This is a genomic window from Burkholderia anthina (assembly GCF_902498995.1).
In the GTDB taxonomy this organism is placed as follows: Bacteria; Pseudomonadota; Gammaproteobacteria; order Burkholderiales; family Burkholderiaceae; genus Burkholderia; species Burkholderia anthina.
Window position 1 is genome coordinate 19,140 of sequence record NZ_CABVLY010000042.1, and the last position, 23,133, is coordinate 42,272.

Genomic DNA, 23,133 nt, shown 5'->3' on the forward strand with positions numbered 1-23,133 from the left:
AGTCCTGCCACCCCTGCGTACTCGGAAAACGCGGTTTGTCCCCCCCGAAGGGGGGCATACCGGGGCAGTGTAAATGAGTAACTTTGTCTCTGCTTTTTTCAATCGAGAGACGAAAGATTCAAATGACCAAATTGATCAAGGACATCCTGCCGCTCGGCGCAGGCATCGGCGAATTCACGAAGCTCGACTTCGGGATGGACGAAAGCGACTGGCGCGCGGCCGAAGGCAAGAGCGGCAACTACCTCATCGGCTGGTGGGAAGGCAAGGTCGGCTCGGTGGAATTCCCGGAAACCGCCGCCGACGAAGCTGTGTGGCTGGTCGAGGGCCGGATCGCGCTGACCGACGTCGAAGGCAACCGCAAGGAATTCACGCCGGGCCAGGGCTACCTGCTGCCGGCCGGCTTCGCGGGCCGCTGGGAGACGATCGAGGACGCGAAGAAGTTCTACGTGCTGCTCGAGAAGTCGTGATGTGAGCCACCGCCGCCGCGGCGATGTCGTCAGGTTGACGCGGGCCCGGCGGCGGTCGTGTTTTCGATCGACCGCAAGCGACGTCCGTTGCGCGCGTTCCGGCGGAACGCGTCGCGGCTTGCGGTGCTTGCGCCGATCGGCGAAATCGGCGAAATCGGCACGCCGCGCATGCATGACAGGCGCGGGCCGCGTTCACGTGGGATGGCTGGGATCATGGAAATGGAAGTCAACGAAGCAACACGAGCCGCACCGGCTCACGCGCACGCCTCGCGCGGCGCACCGGTCGCACTGAGCGCCGCCGACGCGCTCGCGAATACGAAGCTGTTCCCGTACTGGCTCGACAACCCGGCCGCGCCGGCCACCGAGCCGGCGCTCGTCGGCGACGTGACGGCCGATCTGCTGATCGTCGGCGGCGGCTTCACCGGGCTGTGGACGGCCGTGCAGGCGAAGGAGCAGATGCCGCACCTGAACGTGGTGCTGATCGAGGCCGGCAAGGTCGCGCACGGCGCATCGGGCCGCGCGGGCGGGATCATCTCGACGTCGGTGATGCACGGGCTGCCGAACGCGGTGCGGGTGTTCCCGAACGACATCGCGCAGCTCGAGGAATTCGGCCATCACAACCTCGACGGTTTCGAGGAAACGCTGAAGCGCTACGACATCGACGCCGACATCGAGTGGAACGGCGAAATGACGGTGGCGGTCGACCCCGAGCACATCGCGCACCTGAAAGGCGACTACGACCTGCATCGCGAATACGGGCACAACGTCGTGCTGCTCAACCGCGAGGAAACGCTCGAGCAACTGAACTCGCCGCTGTTCGCGGGCGCGCTGTGGTCGCGCAATCGCAGCGGCATCGTGCACCCGGCGAAGCTCGCGTGGGGGCTCAAGCGCGCGGCGCTGCAGCTCGGCGTGAAGCTGTACGAGCACACGCCGCTCACGACCGTGACCGACGAAGGCAGCACGGTGTTCGTGAAGACGCCGAAGGGCAGCATACGCGCACCGCGCGTCGTGTTCGGCAGCGGCACCGCGAAGGTCGGCATTCCCGACATCAACCGCCGCGTGATGCAGGTGCGCGACCACGTGCTCGCAACGGAACCGCTCACCGACGAACAGCTTGCGCGGATCGGCTGGAAGAATCGCCAGGGCGTGTACGACACGCGCACGCAGCTCAACTATTTCCGGCTGACGAAGAACAACAACATCATCTTCGGCGGGCTGGTCAGCTATCACTTCGACGGCGATCCCGAACCGCATCAGGACGGCCAGCGCGACACCTACCTCCGGCTCGCGGAGGCGTTCTACCGCACGTTCCCGCAACTGAGCGACGTGCGCTTTTCGCACGCGTGGGGCGGCCCGATCGACTACTGTTCGCGCGGCTCGGTGTTCGCGAAGCGCTATCTCGGCGACAAGGCCGTGTTCGTCGCCGGCTATACGGGCTTCGGCGTCGCGGCGAGCCGGTTCGGCGCGTTCATGGGCCTGAACATCCTGTTCGATCGCGACAGCCCCGAGCGCAAGCTCGACATCGCGAACCAGAGCCCGAGCTACATCCCGCCCGAACCGATGCGCTGGGTCGCCGCGAAGATCACGTTTCATGCGTTCGACGGCGCCGATGAAGAGGGCGGCTGGAAGCGCGCGTGGATCAACGGCATCAAGGCGATGGGTTTCCCGATGTAAGCGCCGCGGCGGCGCGGGTCCGGCCGCCGCACGACAACAACCCCTCGAGGGGACGGTCCGCACCGCGGACACGGAGAGAGACACGGAATGACTGGTGTGAATCTGCAGGATGAAGCGCGACGGGAAAGCGCGCTGTTCGTCGTCGTGATGCTGCTGCTCGGTATTCTCGGGCCGACGGTATTTCTCGGCCTGCCCGCGATCGTCGGGCAGGTCGAACGTCATTGGGGCTTCGGCGAAGCGGCGCTCGGGCTGTCGAGCTTCGTCGAGGTGCTCGGCGAATCGACCGGCACGCTGCTCGTCGCGTTCGTGCTCGGCCGCCAGCCGGTGCGGCTCGTGCTCGCGGGGGCGGTCGCGCTCGCGGCCGGCGCGAACCTCGGCACGCTCGCGACGCACGGGCTCGTCGCGTATTCGGCGCTGCAGTTCATCGCGGGCGTCGGCTCGGGCGGGCTGAACGGCATCGCGCTGCGCTACCTGTCGTATTCGCGCGCGCCGGAGCGCAATCTCGGGATGATGCTGATGGGGCAGGTGCTGTGGAGCATGGTGCTGCTCGCCTACATCTTCCCGATGCTGAGCGACACGTGGGGCGCGCATGGCGTGTTCGGCTTCGTCGCGATGGTGCTCGGCGCGTTCGTGCTCGCGACGCCGCTGTTTCGCCGCGGCGAGACGCTGGCCGCGCCGACGCCGGATGGCGCGAGCGGCGGCATCGACCGCAACGGCGCGATGCTGGTGCTGTGTGCGCAGCTCGCGCTGTACGGCGGCGTGGGCGTTGTGTGGACCTTCCTCGAGAAGATCGGCACCGATGCGGGCCTGAGCGGCAAGGCGGTCTCGCTCGTGCTCGGCATCGCGAACGTCGCGAGCCTCGTGATCTGCGCGGCGATGCCGAAGCTCGGCGCCGGCGCGGGGCTGCGCCGCTGGACGCTCGTGAACCTCGGCGGCTGCGCGGTCGCGGCCGTGCTGCTCGCGATGCCGGCGTCGGTCGCGACCTTCACGCTCGGCGCGATCGTGTTCATCGGCTGCTGGACGGGCGGCGCGCTGCTGATCTACGCGACGATTCCGCAGTACGACCTGATCGGCAAGTCGGCCGCGTTGTCGCCGGGCTGTGTCGCGCTCGGCTACGGCGTCGGCTCGGTCACGGGCGGCTCGCTGATCGAGCGCGTCGGCACGCAGTCGGCGCTGATCGCGGCGATCGTGCTGTGCGCGGTGGCGTTCCTCTGCTACGTGCGGCTGCGGCCCGCGGTGTTCGGCATGGAACGCGCACTCGTGGCGACACCCGAGTGACGGACGCGGCGCGCGTCGCTGCCGATGGCGGCGCGCGACCGATTCGGTTCATCGGCGAAGGCGGCCGGCGGGGCGCGCGATGCGCGTCGTGCCGTGCCGGCCCGGCAACGCGCGCATGCGCAGCGGCTTGAAGCATGTTCTCGAATACCACCGATCTCGATCTCCGGCTCATCCGGGTCTTTCTGGCCGTCGTCGACGCACGCGGCATCACGGCCGCCGAGGCGTCGCTCGGCGTGCGGCAGTCGACCATCAGCACGCAGCTGTCCGCGCTCGAAGCGCGCGTCGGCTTCAAGCTGTGCGATCGCGGCCGCGGCGGCTTTCGCCTGACGTCGAAGGGCGAGCGCTTCGCGGCGACCGCGCGCACGCTGGTCGCGGCGACGTCCGAGTTCGTCGCGCGCGTGCGCGACATCGACCGCAAGCTGGTCGGCACGCTGTCGATCGGGCTGATCGGCCAGGCGCCGCTCGTCGAGAATGCGCGCCTCGCCGACGCGATCGGCGCGTTCCGCAAGCGCGACCAGGCCGTCACGTTCGCGATGAAGGTCGCGTCGCCGCAGGAGCTGGAGGAAAGCCTCGTCAACAACCAGCTCGATCTCGCGATCGGCTATTTCTGGCATCGCGTGCCGGGGCTCGACTACACGCCGCTGTTTACCGAGGAGCAGGTGATCTACTGCGGGCGCGGGCATCCGCTGTTTCATGCGTCGCGGCCGGTGTCGGCCGACGATCTGCAGGCGCACGACTGGGTATGGCGCACCTATCCGGTGCCGGAGGAGCAGTATCCGCTGCCGGAGCGGCGCGTGACCGCGAGCGCGGACAGCATCGAGGCCGCGACGATCCTGATCCTGTCGGGCGGCCATCTCGGCTATCTGCCCGCGCACTACGCGGAGCCGTTCGAGCAGCGCGGGCTCGTGAAGGCGGTCGGCCGCTCGACGTTCAGCTTCGACGTGCCGCTGCATCTCGCGATGAAGCGCAGCACGAGCGACAAGCCGATCGTCGATGCGTTCTGCGACGACCTGCTGCGCGCGTTCAACATCAAGTCGGTCGCGCTGGCCGCATAGCGCGGGCGGCGTGCGCGCCGCGTCGCGTCAGCAGTCCACCATCACCCAGTCGAACAGCTCGCGGCGCGTGCGCACGCCGAGCTTCGCGAACGCGCGTTTCACGTACGACTCGGCGGTCGACAGCTTCACGTCGAGCTGCTGCGCGGCCTCGGGCACCGAACGTCCGCACAGCAGCAGCTTGCAGATCTCGCGCTCGCGGCGCGACAACTGCACCTGCTGCCGTTCGAGACGCGCATCGAAACCCGCATACGACACCGCGCTCGCCGACATCGACGTGACCCGCCGTGCGGCGCACGAGCGCGCATGCAGCTCGAACATCGGGAACAGCAGGTCGACCATCTGCCGGAAGTGGAACAGCTCGTCGGTCGTGAACGCGGCCTGCCCGTCGGTGCGCGCGAGCCCGAGCGCGTACTGCATGTGCGCGGTGCCGTGCACCAGCACGCATTCCTGCGCGATGCGGGGCTCGTCGAAGATGCGGCGGCGGAAGTCGCCCTGCGCGAGCCCGTCGATATGACGCTGCACGAGCAGCGTGCCGGCCTTGCCGCGCAGCGGCGCGAACAGCGGATCGACGTGGCAGTAGTCCTGGTAGTACGCATCCATCACGCGCAGCGTGTCCGACGCATAACGCGTGCTGCCGCTGCCCAGCCACTCGACGACGTGACCGGACGCGCTGCCCGTGTCGGCGCGCCAGCGTTCGAGATGCACGGCGTCCGCCGCGATGCTGTCGTTCACGAACGCGGTGATCGCGCCGATGAAATCGGGCGTGCCGACCGCGCGCAGCGTCGCGCCGAGCGAGCCGGGCCGCACGCCGACCAGATAGTGGCCTGGCGCGCCGGGATCGGGATGGAGAAGTCGCATGGTGGGCGGAGTCGAGCGGATGACAGCGCGACGTTACGCGAAGCCCGCGTGCGCGTCTGCCGGGAATTCACCGGATTTTGCAGCCCGTGTCGCGCGTTGTCCTCACATTGACGACAAGCAACCCGCCGCGCACCGCCCGATTCCGCGCAAGCCCCGGCGCCGGGGGGGCAGACCCGTGCGTATCGTCTGCCTATAGTGAAAGCACTTCGAAAACCGGAAAGGACAGGCAATGCAGAACCCATCGACGCACCCGGCCGCGGCGCCGGCGGATTTCGTGCTGACGCACGCGAAGGTCTACACCGTCGATCCGCATCGGCCGTGGGCGCAGGCCGTCGCGGTGCGCGACGGCCGGATCGTCTATGTCGGCGATACCGCGGGCGTGCACGCGCATGTCGGCGCGGCGACGCAGGTCGTCGATGCGGGCGGGCGGCTCGTGCTGCCGGGCTTCGTCGAGTCGCACTGGCACTTCGAGACGACCGCGTTCGCGTTCCAGGCGTTCGTCAACTACGAGGATCCGCGGAAGGTGCTCGGCGCGCTGCGCGCGTACGTCGAGTCGCATCCGGACGAGCCGGCGATCACCGGAATGGGCTGGGTGCAGGCGACGATTCCGCCCGCGCTGCTGCGCAAGGAAACGCTCGATGCGATCTGCGCGGATCGCCCGGTGTGCCTGCTGTCGACCGACTTCCATTCGATGTGGGTCAACTCGAAGGCGCTGGAGATCGCGGGCATCGACGCGTCGACGCCGCCGGTGCAGGAAGGCGCGAGCTGGTTCGAGAAGGACGCGGTGACGGGCGAGCCGACCGGGCTGGTGGTCGACGGCGCCGCGTATTCGATCCTGATGCAGCGGATCAGCGCGGCCGGGCTGCTGCCGACCGGCATCGACCTGTACCTGAAGTCGATTCCGCCGTGGCAGAAGAAGCTGTGCGCGGCGGGCGTGACAACCGTGTTCGATGCGGGCTTCTTCGATGCGAGCGGCGACCAGTCGCTGCTGTACGAGACGCTGCAGACGATGGAGCGCGCGGGCGACCTGAAGCTGCGCGTGGTCGGCAGCGTCGCGGTGATCGGCGAGATCGACGATCCGGTCGGCACGCTGGTGAAATATCGCGAGCAATACGATTCGCCGCTCGTGAAGGCGCGCGCGCTGAAGCTGTTCCTCGACGGCACCGAGGCGAACCACACCGCGTATCTGCTGGAGCCGTACGCGGACCGCCCCGACACCTGCGGCGCGCCGACGATGCCGGCCGACACGTTCAACCGCTACCTCGTCGAAGCCGATCGCGCGAACGCGAACGTGATGGTGCACTGCGTGGGCGACGCGGCCGTGCGGATGGCGCTGGAGGGCTTCGAAACGGTCAATCGGGACAACCCGCCGCGCGATCGCCGCCACGTGATCACGCACGCGTTCCTCACGCATCCGGACGACATTCCGCGCTTCCGCCGCGCGGGCGTGATGGCGAACACGCAGCTGCAATGGGGCGTGGTCGACGCATACACCGAGCAGTTGCGCGACCACTACGGGCATGAACGCTGGAGCAACATGTACAAGTTCCGCACGTTCGTCGAGGCGGGCGTGACGGTGTCGATCGGGATGGATGGCCTCGCGTGCCAGTGCCGCTGCCAGCACAAGCCGCTCGAACACATCGAATCGGGCCACACGCGCCAGCTCGCGGGCGAGCCCGATGCGCCGGTGTTCCCGGACATCGCCGAGCGCCTGAGCATTCCGCAGCTGATCGCCGCGTACACGATCCACGGCGCGTACCAGCTCGGGATGGAGCACGAGGTCGGCTCGCTGACGCCCGGCAAGCGCGCGGATCTGGTCGTGCTGGAGAACGACCTGTTCGAAGTCGGCCAGTACGACATCGGCCGCATCGACGTCGCGCTGACGATGATGGACGGCGGCGTCACGCACGTGGGCGAGGCGTTCGGCGCGCGCACGGGCATCGGCGTTCGCTGAGCGGGCGAAGCGGCAGCGGCGCGGCGCGGCGAAGCGGTGACGGAATCGCTTTCAAAATGCTTGCGCCGCATGCCGATTGTGTAGCGTGTCCCCCTGTTGGCAGGGCAGACCGGCCAATTTCCTCTGGCTACATTTTCCTGACCGAACGAAACACCGTTCGCGATGAACGGCTCATGATATCGACGGAGGAAAACATGGCAGGAGACTGGAACCACACGCTGCGAACGGCCTGCGCGGCGCTCGCGCTCGGCGGGCTCGCGGGGCTCGGGGCGCCGTCCGCGCACGCGGCGGATGTCGTCAACGTGTACAACTGGGGCAACTCGATCGGCAAGCAGACGGTCGCGAACTTCGAGAAGGCGACCGGCATCAAGGTCGTCTACCAGGAGTTCGATTCGAACGAGACGCTGCAGGCGAAGCTGCTGTCGGGCACGTCGGGCTACGACGTCGTCGTGCCGTCCGACATCTTCTGGGCGCGGCAGCTGCAGGCCGGCATCTATCGCAAGATCGACAAGGCCCAGGTGCCGAACTACGGGCTGCTCGACCCTGAAATCATGAAGGTGCTGTCGAAGGACGATCCGGGCAACCAGTACGGCATTCCGTGGACGTGGGGCACCGACGGGCTCGGGATGAACGTCGAGAAGGTGAAGGCCGTGCTCGGCAACGACGCGCCGCTCGATAGCTGGTCGCTGCTGTTCGATCCGAAGTACGCGAGCAAGCTGAAAAGCTGCGGGGTGTCGGTGCTCGATTCGCCGGTCGACGCGTTCGGGATGGCGTTCGTCTATCTGAAGAAGGATCCGAACACGACGAACCCGGCCGACTACCAGGCCGCGTACGCGCTGCTGAAGACGGTGCGGCCGTACATCACGCAGTTCAACTCGACGAGCTACATCAACGATCTTGCGGGCGGCGACATCTGTTTCGCGCTCGGCTGGTCGGGCGACGTGAACTCCGCGCGCATCGCGGCCGCCGCCGCGAAGAAGCCGTATCACATCAAGTACGTGATCCCGAGCGAAGGCAGCGCGATGTGGTTCGACATGATGGCGATCCCGAAGGACGCGCCGCATCCGGACGCCGCGCAGAAGTTCGTCAACTTCGTGCTGTCGGAGAAGGAGAGCGCGAACCTGACCAACGACACGTCGTATCCGTCCGCGGTGCCGTCGTCGAAGCGTCTCGTGCGTGCGGAAGTGACGAGCGATCCGTCCGTGTTCCCGCCGGCCGACGTGATCCGCAAGCTGAGCCTCAGCAAGCCGGTTCCGCCCGAGCTGATGCGCCTGCAGAACCGGCTCTGGACCAAGCTGAAGACCGAGTAAGCCGGCCCCGTTCCCCGCTTTCGTTTGCGCGTGCCCCGCCGCCCCTCGCGGCGGGCGGGGGCGCGCTCGTCCCGACGATTCCCACACGACATGAAAATCAAACACATGACGGCGCTGTGCCTGCTCGCGTTCGACGCGGCATCGGCATTCGCACACACGCCGCGCGACGCGACCGACTCGAGCAAGATGAAGGTACTGCAGGCGCAGGTCACGGCACTACAGCAGCAGGTGAGCGAGCTGCGCGCGAGCATGCTCGCGGCGAAGGCGCCGGCGACCGCAAGCGCTGCCCCGGCATCGGCCGGCGGCGCGCCGATCGGCACGATCGACACGGCGGCGGCCGCCACCCCGGCAGCGGATGCCGCGCCCGCGTTCACGAACGACGACCTGCAGCAGATGCGCGAGCAGATCGCGAACGCGTCGCTGAAGGTCGACTCGCTGCAGGAAGCCGCGACGACCGGCCCGCTTGCGGGCCTGAGCATCACCGGCTACATCGATCCGGTGTACCTGTTCAACCGCGCGCAACGCACGTCCGGGTTCCAGTTCCTGAACCACGATCCGGGCGCGTACGACTACTTCAACAGCACGATCGGCGACGTCTACCTCGACATCAAGAAGACCTTCGGCGTCGGCCCGATGGCGCCGTCGGCCGAGATCGTGATCCAGCCGAACCGCGGCTTCGGCAACGTGTTCAGCAACGCGCACGGCGGCATCGGCAACAACATCGTCACGCAGGCGCAGGTCAACGTGCCGCTCGGCACGACGAAGACCTTCGAGGCCGGGATGATGACGAGCCTCGCCGGCTACGAGGTGCAGCCGTCGAACCAGATGCTCACGCTCACGCATGGTTTGCTGTACGACTTCAGCGAACCGGGCAACCTGGTCGGCATCGGGCTGAAGGGCTCGAACGACGCGATGACGCGCTTCTGGCAGGTGATCGTCGGCAACGAGGTGCTGCGCACGGCCGGCGCGATCGCGAACGCGGCGAACAACACGACCAAGACCAACTGGACGCCGACCCTCACCGCGCGCTTCGACAACGCGACGTCGACCGCATTCGACTTCGGGATTTCCGGCATGCTCGGACGGCAGTCGCTGTTCTCGCCGTGCGCGGATGCGGGCGGCTACGGCTACCAGTGCAACGGATCGTCGCCGACGGGCCTCTACAAGTACGTGGAAGCCGACATGACCTACACGCACGACAAGACGCAGATCAACGCGCAGGTCGACTACGGCGAACTGCAGAAGGGCGCGTGGAACGGCGGCACCGCGCGCTGGTACGGGATGTCGCTGCTCGGCCATACGAAGTGGACGTCGGCGTGGGTCGGCCGGATGGGCGCGACGCTGCGCGTCGACTACCTGAACAACACGGCGAACGGCGGCGGCGGCACGAATATCCAGTACGGGCTCGCGGGCGGCAATCCGTCGGTGAACGGGTCGAGCGGCTTCGGCATCGATCCGTCGTGCTTCCAGGGCTCGGCGGCGAACGGCACCGAGTGCAAGGGCGCGCAGCGCTATGCGATCACGACCGACCTGCTGTTCTATCCGACGCAGCAGATCACCGTGAAGGTCGAGTATCGCCACGACGCGGCGAACCATCCGGTGTTCCTGAGGAGCAACGGCACCTACGGGCGCAGCAACGATCTGGCCGGGATGCAGTTCATCTACGCGTTCTGATCGAGGCCGTCGCCTGCCAGCGCCTGCCGTCGCCGCGCGAGGCAACCCGGTCCGGGCCGGATGCGCTCGGACCCTATTCAATCCAGGAGAATTCATCTTGAAGCTGCACACTTTCGCGACCGACCTCACTGATCCGCGCGCGCGCGGCCGCCGCATCGGCGAGCAGTTCGCGGCGGAGATCCGCGAGACGGTCGCGCGCTACCTCGCGTTCTTTCCGAAGCTCGGCATCGCGCCGCAGCGCGCGCGGGAGATCGGCGAGGCGAGCCTCGCGTCGCTCGGGGCGTGGTGCCCCGCGCTGGCCGACGAGATCGATGCGATCGCGGACGGCGTCGACCTGCCGCGCTGGCAGTTCGCGTGCCTGAACGCGCGCACCGAGATTCTCGCCACGGCGCCCGCATCGGCCGAAGGCGAATGCTCGACGACCGTCTACGCACCGGCCGGCCCCGACGCGCCGCGCACGCTGCAGACGTGGGACTGGCACGACAGCCTCGCGCCGCAAGGTTTGCTGATGCAGTTCGGCACGCGGCACGGCCGCACCGTGAAGCTGTTCTCCGAATTCGGGATGCTCGCGAAGCTCGGCGTGAACAGCGCGGGGCTGGGGCTGCACTTCAACATCCTGCACCACGCGAGCGACAACGACAGTGCGGGCGTGCCGGTGCACGCGATCGCGCGGCGCATGCTCGAAGAAGCGACGACGGTACAGGACGCGATCGACCTCGCGCGCAGCGCGCGCGTGAGCGCGTCGACGGTGCTGACGGTGTTCACGCGACAGGACGGGCATCCGCGCGCGGCGAGCATCGAGCTGAGCCCGTCGGGTGTCGGTGTGGTCGTGCCGCGTCCGGACGGCTGGCTGCTGCATACGAACCACTTCCTCGATCGTGCGTTGAGCGGCGGCGAATGCATGCCGGACAGCTCGACGACGCACGAGCGTTTCGCGCACCTGAACGATGTGGTGACGGGGATGACGAGCGCCGACGTGCGCGAGCGTGCGGCGGCGATGTGCGGCGCGGCCGGCGACCAGGCGGTGGTGTGTTTCCATCCGGACCTGTCGATGCCCGACACCGAGCGCTGGGAAACGCTGCTGACGGTCGGTATCGATACCGACGCCTGCGCGCTCGACTACGCGGCGGGCAATCCGCACGACCTCGCGCGCGACGGGTTCCAGCGGTTCTGATTCGCGGATGGTGGGGAGAACGGTGCGGCACGCGCGTGCCGCACCGGTTTGCACTCAGGCGTCGATGCGCTCGACCTTGCCGACCAGCAGCCCGTACGACAGGCTGCCGGCGAGCGCCATCGCGGCGATGTAGGTGATCGCGCGCGAGAAGTCGGCGCCGTCGACGAGCAGCCCGATCACGATCGGCGTCGCGATCGCGGACAGGTTGCCGATCAGGTTGAACATGCCGCCCGTGAGGCCGAGCAGCCGCGCGGGCGCGAGCCCCGACACGAGCGACCACGTGATCGACGCGAAGCCGTTGCCGAAGAACGCGATCGTCATGAACGCGATCACCCAGCCGGTCGAGCTCACGTAGTTCGCACCGATGATGCAGGTCGAGATCAGCAGCCCCGAGATGATCGGCAGCTTGCGCGCGAAACCCTGCGATGCGCCGCGGCGCATCAGCCAGTCCGACAGCAGGCCCGAGCACAGCACGCCGACGAACGCGGCGAGAAACGGCAGCGACGCGAGAAAGCCCGACTTGATGAAGTCCATTCCGCGATACTTCACGAGATAGGTCGGGAACCACGTGAGGAAGAACCACAGCGTCGAGTTCAGCGCGAACTGCCCGAGATAGATGCCCCACAGCTTGCGCCGGCCGAGCACGACGCCGAGGTCGCGCCACGTCGACGGCGTGCGTTCGCTGCGCGCGGCGATGCGGTCCTCGAGATCGACGAGGCCGCCACCGTCGCGGATCAGCGCGATCTCCGCGGCGTTGACGCCGGGGAACGCACGTGGCTCGCGATACACCGCATACCAGATCGCGGCCCACGCGATGCCCACGATGCCGGTCGCGACGAACACCATGTGCCAGCCGAGATGCACCTGCAGCCACGCGAGCACGGGCGTGAGGAACGCGAGGCCGACGAACTGCCCGGACGTATAGCCGCCGATCGCGCTGGCGCGCTCGCGGGTCGGGAACCACGTCGTCACCACGCGGTTGTTGATCGGGTAGGCCGGCGCTTCGAGCGCACCCACCGCGAGACGCAACACGATCAGCCCGACGAACGAACCGGCGAAGCCGAGCAGCAGCGTCGCGGCCGACCACAGGGCGAGCGCGCCGGCATACAGCACGCGCGGCGACACCTTGTCGACGAGCCAGCCGCCGGGGATCTGCATCAATGCATAGGTCCAGCCGAACGCGGAGAACACGAGGCCCGCGCGAACCGGATCGATGTTCAGCTCCTTGAACAGCGCGGGCGCGGCGATCGACAGGTTGCTGCGGTCGAGATAGTTGATCACGACCGTGACGAACAGCAGGATCAGGATCAGCAGGCGCTTGCGGCTCGGCGGCGCGGTAAAGGCGGCAGCGGTCGCGCGGGCGGCGGAATCTGCGGCGCCGCCGCGCGTGCGCGGCTGTTCCGGCGGATTGGCGTGGGTGCGTGACGCGGATTGGGCCACGGTCGTCTCCTGTGTTCTGTGCCGGCCTGCACCCGCGTGGCGGGGCGGCCGTATCCAATGGCATTGGGGCGAACGTTAGAGCCGTGCAACGAAGCGCGTCAACATTTGGACAGGCATCCCTATTAATGGGACGCTTTGCACTCAATATGTGGGAAAGCCGCGTGAGCGTGTGGGATTTTGCCGTCCGGACTGCCGTGCGCTATTTGCCGCGTTCGACGAACGTGGCGCCGTCGTAGCGATATTCGCGCGTCGCGGGGCCCGCATGGCCGATGTAAGTCCACGCGATTCTGAAACCCGGCGGATCGTCGCGCCACGCGATCGCGCCGTACGGCGACCGGTTGTTCACGTCGGTGTCGAGCGATATGTCGTTCAGGCAGCTTTGCACCGGCATCGCGTAGCGCGAGGTCGCGACGTTCCCGCTGACCTGGAGTGCGTACAGCGTGCCTTCCTCGCCGGCGCCGCAGTAACCCATCGGGTTGTCGCTCGACGATTGATTGACGACGACCAGGACGAACTCTTTCCCGTCGATGACTTTCGAGCTCGCCGACGGGAAGCCGATGCTCGACGCCGACGCGACGGCCCGACGCAGGGCTGTTGGCAAGCGCACCGTGGACGTGCGGTGATGTGCGGCATCGATCTCCACCAGGCGTTTTCCGTCCTGTTGCAGTTCGTGCCCGCTGGATAGCCGGACCGACGCAGGCGCGTCGGTGTCGGCGAATGCGCTCGCGGCAACGGCGATGGTGGCGGCGCAGACGCACCACTTCGTCAGCGAAGATGTAGCCCACATGGAAAATTCCTGAATGCCTTCGGCGATGGCGCTCGTCCGGACCCGCCCGTAAAGCTAGCGGACTGCCTCCTTCGCCGCGACCCACCCCTGCGCCGTGCCGCCGCGCGGATTGCGGTACAGCACCTTCAGCCACTGGAAATCGGCACTCGCATCGACCAGTTCCAGCGTATCGCCCGCGACGACGTAGCGGCGCGTCGGCGCATCGTTCATCGCGTCGTGCAGCGGCAGGCGCGCCGGGCGCACCTTGAACGTGACCTTGCCGCCGCCGTACGCATCGGGGCGGCGCGAGACGCGCTTGCCGTGCTCGTCGTAGGTCAGCAGCATCGACGACGGGCCCGAGTCGCCGTCGAGCAGGTCGCGAAGATCGTCGGGAATCGCTTCGCTTGCCTGATAGAGATACATCCTGCCGTTGCCGTCGAAACGATACGCATCGGTGTACCAGATCGGGCCGCCGCGGCACGAACTGTACAGCGTGCGCTCCTTCGGTTTCGCCTGCACGTTGATCAGGTCGTCGCAGTTGCCGTGCGGCATGTCGGCGGCCGGCATTTTCAGCGGCTCGAACTGCTGGCGTGCGGCGTCGTACGGAAAGATGCCGTAGCGCTCGTTGACCATTCCGAGCAGCGCGTGCGCGGCGAGATCGCGGTGGCCGTCGAAGTTGTAGTCGTCCGACGCGAGCCGGTAATGGCCTTCCTCGTCGGTGACGCCGACGTCGAGCGTCTGCGTTTTCCCGCCCGGCAGGAAGCGGATCGTGACGCGCGTGCCGTCCGCGTGTTCGACGCGGGCCGTGACGGTGTCGTCGACCTTGAACGTGAGCAGCGGTTTGGCCGCATGCGCGGCGGCAATCGACGCGCAGCACGCGATCAGCAGCGCGCAATGGCGGAGAAGCGGTTGGATTCGCAAGATGGGTGTCATGAGCGGCGTGCCGGCGCGTGGAGGGAGTGGCCGGCTTACGCGCTTGCGCTGTCGTCGCGATAGCCGCGCTTGCCGTCGAAGATTTCCTTCAGCGCGGCGCGCAGCACGACGGGGTCGTGCTCGCCGGGCGCGAGATGGATCACGTAATGCGTATTGCCGTCCAGCTGCGCGGCGGTGCGCTCATCGAGCTCGACTTCGATCGTGTCGCCCGTCAGGCGTACCGCCAGATCCTTCACGTGCGCGGTGAGCTGGTCGTGCACCATCACCTCGATCGACGCTTCCTCCGGAAAGCGCAGCAGCGAGAAGCAATAGTCTTGCCGCGCGTCGTGGCAATAGATGTTCGCGCAGCTTTCGTCGTCGTCGATGTCGGAGGTGGCCGCGCCGACGGTGGCGTGTAGTTCCATGATGTGTCTCCAGGCATGGGGGTTATCGGAGCAGGCCGGCTTCGGCTTCGATCGCGTCGGGCGTCGCGCGCGCATCGCATTGCGCATCGCGCGCCTTCAGCCACAGCCCGAATTCGCGCATGACTTCGACGACGGGCCGCAGCCGGTCGCCGTCCGCGGTCAGATCGTACTCGACGCGCACCGGCACTTCCGGATACACGGTGCGCCGCACGAAGCCGGCGTCTTCGAGCGCGCGCAGATCGAGTGTCAGCATCCGCTGCGAGATGCCCGGCATGTCGCGGCGCAGGTCGCTGAAGCGCTTCGGCCCGTCGAGCAGGTACGACACGAGCAGCAGCCGCCAGCGACCGCCGAGCATGCGCATCGCTTCTTCCACGGAACATCCTGTCGCACTCGTTTTCATGCTGCTGACCCTGGTCGGTAACTTTTTTGTGGCTACGGCACAAACGACTGCCGTCTTCTCATCGCTGCGTCGATGCGAGATATTAGCGCCCGCGTCGCGGCGAATCGAGATACGAACCTCCAACGAAGGAAACGCATGAAGCTCTACCACGCTCCCGGCAGCTGTTCGCAGGCGATTCGCATCGTGCTGCGCGAAGTGAATCTCGACGCGCGGATCGTCACGGTCGATGCGCGCAAGCATCGGATCGACGACGGCCGCGACTACTACGACGTCAACGCACTCGGCTACGTGCCGCTGCTCGAACTCGACGACGGCACGATGCTGCGCGAAGGCCCGGTGATCGCGCAGTATCTCGCGGATCGGCGCCCGGAAGCGGGGCTCGCGCCCGCGTACGGCACGCTCGCCCGCTACCGGCTGATGGAATGGCTGAACTTCCTCGGCACCGAAATCCACAAGGGCTTCATTCCGCTGCTGTATGCGGTGCAGGCAGGGCAGTACGTCGAGCCGGCGCGGCAAAAGCTCGACGGCCGCTTCGTGTGGATCGACCGGCAACTCGACGGCAACCTGTACCTCGCGGGCGAGACGTTCACGATCGCCGATGCGTATCTGTTCGCGCTGACGGGCTGGGGCAAGGCCGACTGGATGCGCTCGGTGTACAACGCGGATATCGACCTGAGCCGGCATGCGAACCTGCGCGCATGGTACGAGCGCGTGCGGGCGCGGCCGGCCGTGCAGCATGTGCTGCAGGCCGACGCGCGACCGAACGCGTCCTGATGCGCCGGACACGCTCGACGGGATTCAGCGCATTCAGCGCGTCAGCGTCACGAACAGATAGCCGGCATACGCAACCCCGTTCGCCAGCAACGCCCCGATCGCGAGCCCGCGCGCACGCGCATTGACGCGCAGCCAGACCGCCGCCGCGAGCGTGATGACCACGCCGGTCAGCACTTCGGGGCGCGGCTCCCACGGCGTCAGCATGATGCCGATCGCCGGCAGCAGCGTGCCCTGGAACACCATCGCGCCGGTGATGTTGCCGAATGCGAGCGTGTCCTTGCCGCGGCGGATCCACAGCACGCTGTTGACCTTCTCCGGCAATTCGGTTGCGATCGGCACGATGATCAGCGACAGCAGCAGCGCGGAGATGCCGAGCAGGTGCGACACGCCTTCGACGCCGTGAATGAAGCCCTTCGCGCCGCCGACGAGCAGCGCGACGCCGAGCGCGAGCTGCAGCGCGATGGTCGCCAGGTTGGTCGGCAGCCCGACGCGCGACAGGAACATCGCGTGCGGCGCTTCGGTGCCGTGCCCGGCATCGACGAGTTGCGTCGACGCGCGGAACGTCATCACGACGTACAGCACGTAGATGCCGACCAGCATCGCGCCGAGCAGCGCGCGAACCGCCCACACGTGATGCGGGACGAACATCGCGACGGTGGCGAGCGCGAACGCGGCGATGAAGTAGTTCAGGTCGCGCACGAAGCCGGTCCGCTCGGGCGCGATCGCGCCGGTCAGTCCGCGCGAGCGGATCACGGCGAGCGTCATCAGGAAGGTCGTCAGCGTCGCGAGCATCAGCGGCGCGCCGAGAATCGCGCCGACGCCGATTTCCTCGTTCACCGCCGCGTTCGACGTGCCGCCCGCGAGCGCGAGCAGCGGCACCATCGTTTCGGGCAGCGCAGTGCCGACGGCCGCGAACAGCGACCCCGTCACGCCTTCGGAAATCTTCAGCCGTTCGCCGAGATGTTCGAGCGCATTCGTGAAGAGTTCGGCGGCGACCAGGATGACGATCAGCATGAACGCCAGTTCGACGAGCATCAACGTCATGCGGCACCTCCGCAGGCAAGCGCGCGGGCTGGGGCGATACGTGAGGGGAAGACCGGGAGGAACATGGGGACTCCGTGGTCGGACGTGGACGAACCATGACGCATCTGCCGACGTCCGACCTGGAACGACGCGATGCGTCGATGGTCTCGCCAGACCGATTCGGCCGAACGCGCCACGGCCGCAGGCCGAGTGTGTTGACGCGTTCGCTTTCCGGGGATGGAAAGCAGGCTACTCCCCAAAGACGAAGGGCAGTCTAATCGAGCCGGATGCTTTCGGCAAGCATGCGAATGCGATCGCGAATCCGGCGCGGCGGCCGACGCCGCGATGCGCATCCACGTTCGCGCGTCGCGCCGCCGCAATGTGCCGCACGATGGCCGCGACCCGCACAGGCACGCTGCGGCGTGCTCGGCGCGGCGGGTACGCCGGCGTCCGGCAAGCACGGTGCAAATTACATCCGACTGTCCGTTCATTACCGGAAACTGTCATTAAGCGCCGCTAAGCTTTCGCCACCCTCACAACCGGGATTTCCCGTCATGCGCGCCACAATCCGCCTGTTTGCCCCGCTATTGCTGCTACCCACGCTCGCCGCACCGGTATTCGCGGCCACGGCCGCGCCCGTCAGCCCGAACTGCGGCGGCAGCACGACGCCGATCGCCGACATCCAGGGGCCGGGCGCACCGTCGCCGCTCGCCGGCCAGAACGCGTCGATCGAAGCCGTCGTCACCGCCGATTTCGGCGGCACGGACGGCTTCGGCGGCTTCTTCGTCCAGCAGGCGGACGCGCAGCGCCGCAACCAGCCGGGCGTATCGGAGGGGCTGTTCGTCTATGCGCCGAAAGCGCGCGCGAAGGCCGGCGATCTCGTGCACGTGACGGGCAAGGTCGAGGAAAAGTACGGGCAGACGCAGCTCACGCTGGCCGGCGCGATCGCGGTGTGCGCGAACGGCCAGACGGTCACGCCCGCGACGCTCGCGCTGCCGGTCAACGATGTGAACGCGTTCGCCGCCTATGAAGGGATGCTCGTGCGCCTGCCGCAGACGCTGACCGTCACCGACAACTACGAGCTCGGCCGCTACGGCAGCGTGATGCTGAGCAACGGCCGTCTGCGCACGCCGACGAGCGTGGTGCTGCCGTCGCAGGCGCAGACGCAGATCGATGCGAACGCGCGCAACCAGCTGATCCTCGACGACGGCTCGAACAAGCAGAACCCGGCAACCGTGCCGTATCCGGCGCCGGAGCTGTCCGCCGCGAACACGCTGCGCTCGGGCTACACCGTGCGCAACGTCGAAGGCGTGCTCGAGGTGCGCTACGGCGCGTGGCGCGTGCAGCCGCTGCCCGGCGCGGCCGTGCCGGCGTTCGACAAGCGCGAGAACCCGCGCACCAACGCGCCCGCGCGCGATCCGAAATCGAACCTGCGCGTCGCGTCGTTCAACGTGCTGAACTACTTCAACGGTAACGGCCTCGGCGGCGGCTTCGACGATCCGAACAACCGCGGTGCGAAGAACTACGAAGAATTCCGGCGTCAGGAAGCGAAGATCGTCAGCGCGCTGAAGGCGCTGAACGCCGACGTGATCGGCCTGATGGAAATCCAGAACAACGGCTACGGCGAACTGAGCGCGGTGCGCCAGCTCGCGGCGAAGCTCGGCGGCAACTGGCGCGTCGTCGATCCGGGCGTGTCGCGTCTCGGCGGCGATGCGATCACCGTCGCGATGATCTACGACAGCCGCGCGGTCGAACCCGTCGGCCGCGCGTCGACGCTCGCGATCGACGACAAGAACCGCCAGCCGCTCGCGCAGTCGTTCCGCCGCGTCGGCGGCAACAAGCAGGCGCTGACGATCGCGGTCAACCACCTGAAGTCGAAGAACTGCCCGGACGCGACGAACGACGATCTCGACCAGGGCGACGGCCAGGGCTGCTGGAACCCGACGCGCACGCGCGCGGCCGCGAAGCTGGCCGACTGGCTCGCCGGCACGCCGACGGGCGTCGCGGGGCAGGGCGTGCTGCTGATCGGCGACTTCAACAGCTACACGCATGAAGACCCGATCCGCCTGCTCGAATCGCGCGGCTATCGCAACCTCGTGTCGCGCTGGATCGGCGCGAACGCGTACAGCTACGTGTACAACGGCGAAGCCGGCTATCTCGATCACGCACTCGCGTCGCTGCCGCTCGCATCGCACGTGAAGGCCGTGCACGAATGGCACATCAACGCGGACGAGCCGCTCGCGCTGCAGTACACGCTCGCGTACAAGTCGGCGGATCAGCAGAAGACGTACTACGCGCCGGACGCTTATCGTTCGTCGGATCACGATCCGGTGCTGATCGATATCGCGCTGCCGGGCGGCGGGAACTGACCGCCGGCCGAACACGACGCGAAGCAACGCGTGCGGCGAAGCCGCACGTCGTCGCGCGAGCGGTGGCGATGACGCAGCATCGCGCACTGCCGCTCGCGCGGCGCCTCTCCCCATGCATCACGTGTCCGGCGCACGATTGCCCGAGCGCAATCCGGCATGCGCGGAACGAATGATCGCTTCTTCATTGCAATACCGCGCGTATTGCCTATCGATGCCGTCCGGACCGGACGGCCGATTTATTCGAGGTGCATGTAAATAATTCCGTATTTCGATTCAGTGAATTATTCGGGTCGGTATTTTGTGGGTGGCGGTGGTTTTATTCGCCGTGACGCATCAATCGAATTGCGATAATTAAAATGAAAGAAAAGCCATTCGATTCGATACGGGTGTACGCGTGGCGTCAGGGCTCGCAAAGCATTGCGCGGCATGCGGGAAAGCGCGTGGATTCCAGCGAGCGGGACGGATATCACGTATCTAATTCGAACTATCGTTTTCTTTCAAATTCAATACACTGGCCGCCGTTTGCATCATAAGAGAATTTTTAATATCGGAATGATCTTTGACAACGCGGCGCAGCACCGCCTATTTTTGTCATGTCGTAAATTTTGGTAATAAAAAAATCGTCAGAACTGCAAGGGGGCGGCGTCCACGCATCATTCTCCGCCAGCAGTTTGCTGTGTCTGTATCAAGTTCGGTCTCTCGAAGCAGTCCCATCCCCAACCGCCGTCTGCCGACCGTGCAACGCGAGTGGCGGGTACGCCTGCGCGTTTCGCGCCGGCGATGGCGGCCTGTGTGAAGCGGTATCCGACCCAACACAAGGATAGAGGCATGAAACCAGACAGGAGCAGGACCGGCAGCCGCCGCGAACGTCGCGGCCGGCTGGCCGGGCTAGGCGCATTGACCGTCGTCACGCTGGTGCTCGCGGGCTGCGGCGGCGACGATTCGTCGTCCGTCGGCGCGTCGAGTCTCGCGCAGACCACCGCCAGCCAGCAGGCGAGCGCGCAGGCGGCCGGCGGCCAGACGCCGTCGGCCAACCAGCCTTACGTCGATCCCGTCGCCTATTCGATGAATGCGGCCGACAGTCTCACGGCCGCGCAGGTCTCGGAGAAGGCGGCCGTGATGCATTACTCGTGGAAGTCCGGCGGCACGACGGTCAACTACACGACGACCACGGGCCACCTGACCGCGCAGGACGCGAGCGGCAATGCGGAAGCGTCGATGTCGTACGTCGCGTACACCGCGCCGGGCAAGAACGGCAAGCCGCGCCCCGTCACGTTCGTCTATAACGGCGGCCCCGGCTCGTCGTCGATCTGGCTGCGGCTCGGCTCGTTCGCGCCGACGCGCGTCGCCACGCCCGATCCGCTGTTCGGCAACAACTGGCCGAACTATCCGCTCGTCGACAACGCCGAAAGCCTGATCGACACGACCGACCTGGTGTTCATCGACCCGCCGGGCACCGGGCTGTCGGAAGCGGTCGCGCCGAACACCAACCAGAAGTACTGGAGTACGGATGCGGACGTCAACATCATGCGCGACTTCATCCAGCGCTACCTGAACGTCAACAGCCGCGGTACGTCGCCGATCTACCTGTACGGCGAGTCGTACGGCACGCCGCGTACCGACATGCTCGCGCTGGCGCTCGAATCGGCCGGCGTGCATCTGACGGGGATCGTGCTGCAATCGTCGATCCTGAACTACTTCGCGGACGCAACGGAAGCGGTGGCGATCACGCAGTCGACCGAAGGGCTGCTGCTCGACACCGATACCGTGGCCGGCTATCTGCCCGGCTATGCGGCGGTCGCGGCGTACTTCAACCAGGTGTCGCCGGCGCCGGTCAACCAGGATCTGTATGCACTGCAGACCGAGTTGTTCACGACGCTGATCTACCACCAGTTGCAGAAGTACTCGCAGTCGTGGGTGTTGAGCCAGCTCGGCATTCCGGATGCGCTCGGCACGCCGGTCTTCCCGAGCGATGCGACGCTGAAGCTCTGGTCGTTGCCGTCGAGCATGACCCTGCAGGCGCTGCGCGGCTACTTCAACGCGAATCCGTTCGGCACGAGCCTGCTGCCCGGCACGACGATCGGCCGGTACGACGGACGCGTGTCGTTGCCGAACGCCGATCCGCGGCTGCAAACGGACGGCGACCCGTCGGACATCCTGATCTCGCAGCCGTTCACGAACGCGCTCGCGACGCAGATGCCCGATTACCTCGGCTACACCGCGCCGAACGCCACGTACATGCCGTTGAACGACGCCATCATCGAGGTGTGGGACTTCTCGCATGACGGCCAGCCGATGCCCGACACGATCCCCGATCTGCTCGGCGCGCTGCAGTTGAATCCGAAGCTGCAGGTGCTCGCGGAAAACGGCTTCCACGATCTGGCGACGCCGTTCTTCAACACGGAGAAGCAACTCGCGCGGCTGCAAACGGTGAAGGGCCTGAACCCGAAGCTGCAAGTGAACTTCTTCCAGGGCGGGCATATGATTTATCTGGATGACGTGGCGCGTCCGCAGATGAAGCGCGACCTGAAGACGTTCTACCAGGGCAGCCGGATTCCGACCGCGCTGACGCTGCGCACGCTGCCGCCGCCGTGGCCGGACGAGAACCCGGCCGGCACGCCGACCGGCAGCGTTCCGGACGCGACGGCTGCGACGACGCTGGCAACGGCGCCGTAAACGACGGACTCCTTATCAAAGGAACCCTCTATTCATCCATTGAATGCGAGCGATCATGTCCCTAATCCAATTGATGCGGCGTATGTCTCCGTTGATCGTCGTCGGTGCCGTGATGAGCAGCGCCTACGCATTGCCGCCGCAGGCGGTGGCGCCGGTGAAGCTGCCGCACGGCGGGCACGGCGTCGACGGTCCGTTCTTCCCTTCGACCCGCGTGGCGCCGGTGTTGCCGTCGACCGGCGCGACGTTGCAGCAGCAGGCGCAAAAGCGCGTCGACGCCAGGCTCGGCGGCAATACGGTGTTGAGCAACGGCGCGGCCGTGACGAAGGCGCAGGCGCAGAGCAACGGGCTGGGTTTCGTCGCGAAGCACTTCGACGAGATCGATGCGAAACACACCGGCCGCGTGACGATGAGCGATGTGAAGCAGTTCATCCAGCAGCGGCAGGTGCAGGCGCAGCAGGAACAGCAGGAGTGACGGTGTAGCGGTGCGGCGTCGGGCGTGTGCGGGTCGTACAAGGCTCGACCTCGCGCGATGATGAAAAAACGGGCTGCCGAATGAACGGCAGCCCGTTTTTCATGCGCTCGCGCCGCAACCGGATGAAGCAGCGAACGAGGCGGCGCGATACGCGGTGGCGCTTTCGAAACCGGCCGCGTGCGTCGCGCGTCGCGTGTGACGCGATCAGCCGTAGACCGGGAAACGCTTGGTCAGCTCGGCCACTTGCGCGCGCACGCGCTCGATCGTCGCTGCGTCTTCCGGCGCTTCCAGCACGTCGGCAATCAGGTTGCCGACCGTCTCGGCTTGCGCCGGGCCGAAGCCGCGCGTCGTCATCGCCGGCGAACCGAGGCGGATGCCGCTGGTGACGAACGGCTTTTCCGGATCGTTCGGGATCGCGTTCTTGTTCACCGT

19 protein-coding genes, 1 pseudogene and 1 riboswitch are annotated in these 23,133 nt (G+C 66.9%); of the genes and pseudogenes, 12 read left to right on the forward strand and 8 right to left on the reverse strand.

The window, feature by feature from the left end; translation table 11 throughout:
• Nucleotides 1–122 precede the first annotated feature (122 nt).
• The 4 genes from BME24068_RS33265 (at nucleotide 123) to BME24068_RS33280 (ending at nucleotide 4,474) form a co-directional block, all read left to right on the forward strand.
• Nucleotides 123–467 carry a cupin domain-containing protein gene (locus BME24068_RS33265; protein ID WP_027789860.1) on the forward strand — a complete coding sequence of 115 codons (345 nt, stop codon included), beginning with the start codon at nucleotides 123–125 and terminating at the stop codon, nucleotides 465–467.
• Nucleotides 468–680: 213 nt separating this feature from the next.
• Nucleotides 681–2,141, forward strand: coding sequence for an NAD(P)/FAD-dependent oxidoreductase (locus BME24068_RS33270; protein ID WP_174928624.1), 1,461 nt, complete (start codon nucleotides 681–683; stop codon nucleotides 2,139–2,141).
• 87 nt (nucleotides 2,142–2,228) lie between these two features.
• The gene (locus BME24068_RS33275) at nucleotides 2,229–3,419 is read left to right on the forward strand and encodes an MFS transporter (RefSeq protein ID WP_174928626.1); all 1,191 of its coding nucleotides are present in this window, start codon (nucleotides 2,229–2,231) and stop codon (nucleotides 3,417–3,419) included.
• Nucleotides 3,420–3,553: 134 nt separating this feature from the next.
• Nucleotides 3,554–4,474: a LysR family transcriptional regulator gene (locus BME24068_RS33280; protein WP_096507902.1), complete on the forward strand. Its 921-nt coding sequence runs from the start codon at nucleotides 3,554–3,556 to the stop codon at nucleotides 4,472–4,474.
• Between the two features lie 27 nt (nucleotides 4,475–4,501).
• Here BME24068_RS33280 and BME24068_RS33285 read toward each other — a convergent pair whose 3' ends face one another.
• Entirely contained in the window at nucleotides 4,502–5,332 is an 831-nt protein-coding gene (locus BME24068_RS33285) for a helix-turn-helix transcriptional regulator (RefSeq protein WP_174928627.1), read from the reverse strand.
• A gap of 229 nt (nucleotides 5,333–5,561) precedes the next feature.
• Between BME24068_RS33285 and BME24068_RS33290 the strand changes: the two genes are divergently transcribed.
• From BME24068_RS33290 to BME24068_RS33305, 4 genes are all read left to right on the forward strand, one after another.
• On the forward strand, nucleotides 5,562–7,286 hold the full coding sequence (locus BME24068_RS33290; protein ID WP_174928628.1) for an amidohydrolase: 1,725 nt from the start codon (nucleotides 5,562–5,564) through the stop codon (nucleotides 7,284–7,286).
• A gap of 194 nt (nucleotides 7,287–7,480) precedes the next feature.
• Nucleotides 7,481–8,596 carry a polyamine ABC transporter substrate-binding protein gene (locus tag BME24068_RS33295; protein ID WP_174928629.1) on the forward strand — a complete coding sequence of 372 codons (1,116 nt, stop codon included), beginning with the start codon at nucleotides 7,481–7,483 and terminating at the stop codon, nucleotides 8,594–8,596.
• 90 nt (nucleotides 8,597–8,686) lie between these two features.
• Nucleotides 8,687–10,270 (forward strand): DUF3138 family protein, encoded by a 1,584-nt coding sequence (locus BME24068_RS33300; protein ID WP_174928630.1) that lies wholly within the window; start codon nucleotides 8,687–8,689, stop codon nucleotides 10,268–10,270.
• Nucleotides 10,271–10,367: 97 nt separating this feature from the next.
• Nucleotides 10,368–11,444 (forward strand): C45 family autoproteolytic acyltransferase/hydrolase, encoded by a 1,077-nt coding sequence (locus tag BME24068_RS33305; protein ID WP_174928631.1) that lies wholly within the window; start codon nucleotides 10,368–10,370, stop codon nucleotides 11,442–11,444.
• Between the two features lie 54 nt (nucleotides 11,445–11,498).
• Here BME24068_RS33305 and BME24068_RS33310 read toward each other — a convergent pair whose 3' ends face one another.
• The 5 genes from BME24068_RS33310 to BME24068_RS33330 form a co-directional block, all read right to left on the reverse strand.
• The gene (locus BME24068_RS33310) at nucleotides 11,499–12,884 is read right to left on the reverse strand and encodes an MFS transporter (RefSeq protein ID WP_174928632.1); all 1,386 of its coding nucleotides are present in this window, start codon (nucleotides 12,882–12,884) and stop codon (nucleotides 11,499–11,501) included.
• Nucleotides 12,885–13,083: 199 nt separating this feature from the next.
• Nucleotides 13,084–13,671 (reverse strand): hypothetical protein, encoded by a 588-nt coding sequence (locus BME24068_RS33315; protein WP_174928633.1) that lies wholly within the window; start codon nucleotides 13,669–13,671, stop codon nucleotides 13,084–13,086.
• Nucleotides 13,672–13,725: 54 nt separating this feature from the next.
• Complete coding sequence (locus BME24068_RS33320; protein ID WP_174928634.1) at nucleotides 13,726–14,583, reverse strand: XAC2610-related protein; 858 nt, start codon at nucleotides 14,581–14,583, stop codon at nucleotides 13,726–13,728.
• A 35-nt stretch (nucleotides 14,584–14,618) separates the two neighbouring features.
• On the reverse strand, nucleotides 14,619–14,987 hold the full coding sequence (locus BME24068_RS33325) for a hypothetical protein (RefSeq protein ID WP_174928635.1): 369 nt from the start codon (nucleotides 14,985–14,987) through the stop codon (nucleotides 14,619–14,621).
• Between the two features lie 22 nt (nucleotides 14,988–15,009).
• A complete protein-coding gene (locus BME24068_RS33330; RefSeq protein ID WP_174928636.1) occupies nucleotides 15,010–15,387 on the reverse strand; it encodes a winged helix-turn-helix transcriptional regulator in 378 nt (125 codons plus the stop codon).
• A gap of 135 nt (nucleotides 15,388–15,522) precedes the next feature.
• On the opposite strand from BME24068_RS33330, the gene gstA reads away from it, so the two are divergent.
• Nucleotides 15,523–16,161, forward strand: coding sequence for a glutathione transferase GstA (gstA, locus tag BME24068_RS33335; RefSeq protein WP_174928637.1), 639 nt, complete (start codon nucleotides 15,523–15,525; stop codon nucleotides 16,159–16,161).
• A gap of 33 nt (nucleotides 16,162–16,194) precedes the next feature.
• On the opposite strand, the gene BME24068_RS33340 is transcribed toward gstA, so the two are convergent.
• Entirely contained in the window at nucleotides 16,195–17,205 is a 1,011-nt protein-coding gene (locus BME24068_RS33340) for a sodium:calcium antiporter (protein WP_096507890.1), read from the reverse strand.
• Nucleotides 17,206–17,278: 73 nt separating this feature from the next.
• A riboswitch (yybP-ykoY riboswitch) is annotated at nucleotides 17,279–17,454 on the reverse strand.
• A gap of 284 nt (nucleotides 17,455–17,738) precedes the next feature.
• Here BME24068_RS33340 and BME24068_RS33345 point away from each other — a divergent pair.
• The 3 genes from BME24068_RS33345 (at nucleotide 17,739) to BME24068_RS33355 (ending at nucleotide 22,701) form a co-directional block, all read left to right on the forward strand.
• On the forward strand, nucleotides 17,739–19,553 hold the full coding sequence (locus tag BME24068_RS33345; protein ID WP_174928638.1) for an ExeM/NucH family extracellular endonuclease: 1,815 nt from the start codon (nucleotides 17,739–17,741) through the stop codon (nucleotides 19,551–19,553).
• An 828-nt stretch (nucleotides 19,554–20,381) separates the two neighbouring features.
• Nucleotides 20,382–22,229: a S10 family serine carboxypeptidase-like protein gene (locus BME24068_RS33350; RefSeq protein ID WP_174928639.1), complete on the forward strand. Its 1,848-nt coding sequence runs from the start codon at nucleotides 20,382–20,384 to the stop codon at nucleotides 22,227–22,229.
• An 82-nt stretch (nucleotides 22,230–22,311) separates the two neighbouring features.
• On the forward strand, nucleotides 22,312–22,701 hold the full coding sequence (locus tag BME24068_RS33355) for a 2-oxoglutarate dehydrogenase (RefSeq protein ID WP_239008050.1): 390 nt from the start codon (nucleotides 22,312–22,314) through the stop codon (nucleotides 22,699–22,701).
• Nucleotides 22,702–22,905: 204 nt separating this feature from the next.
• Here the strand turns inward: BME24068_RS33355 and glyA are convergent.
• Nucleotides 22,906–23,133, reverse strand: a pseudogene (gene glyA, locus BME24068_RS33360) (serine hydroxymethyltransferase); the annotation flags it as partial.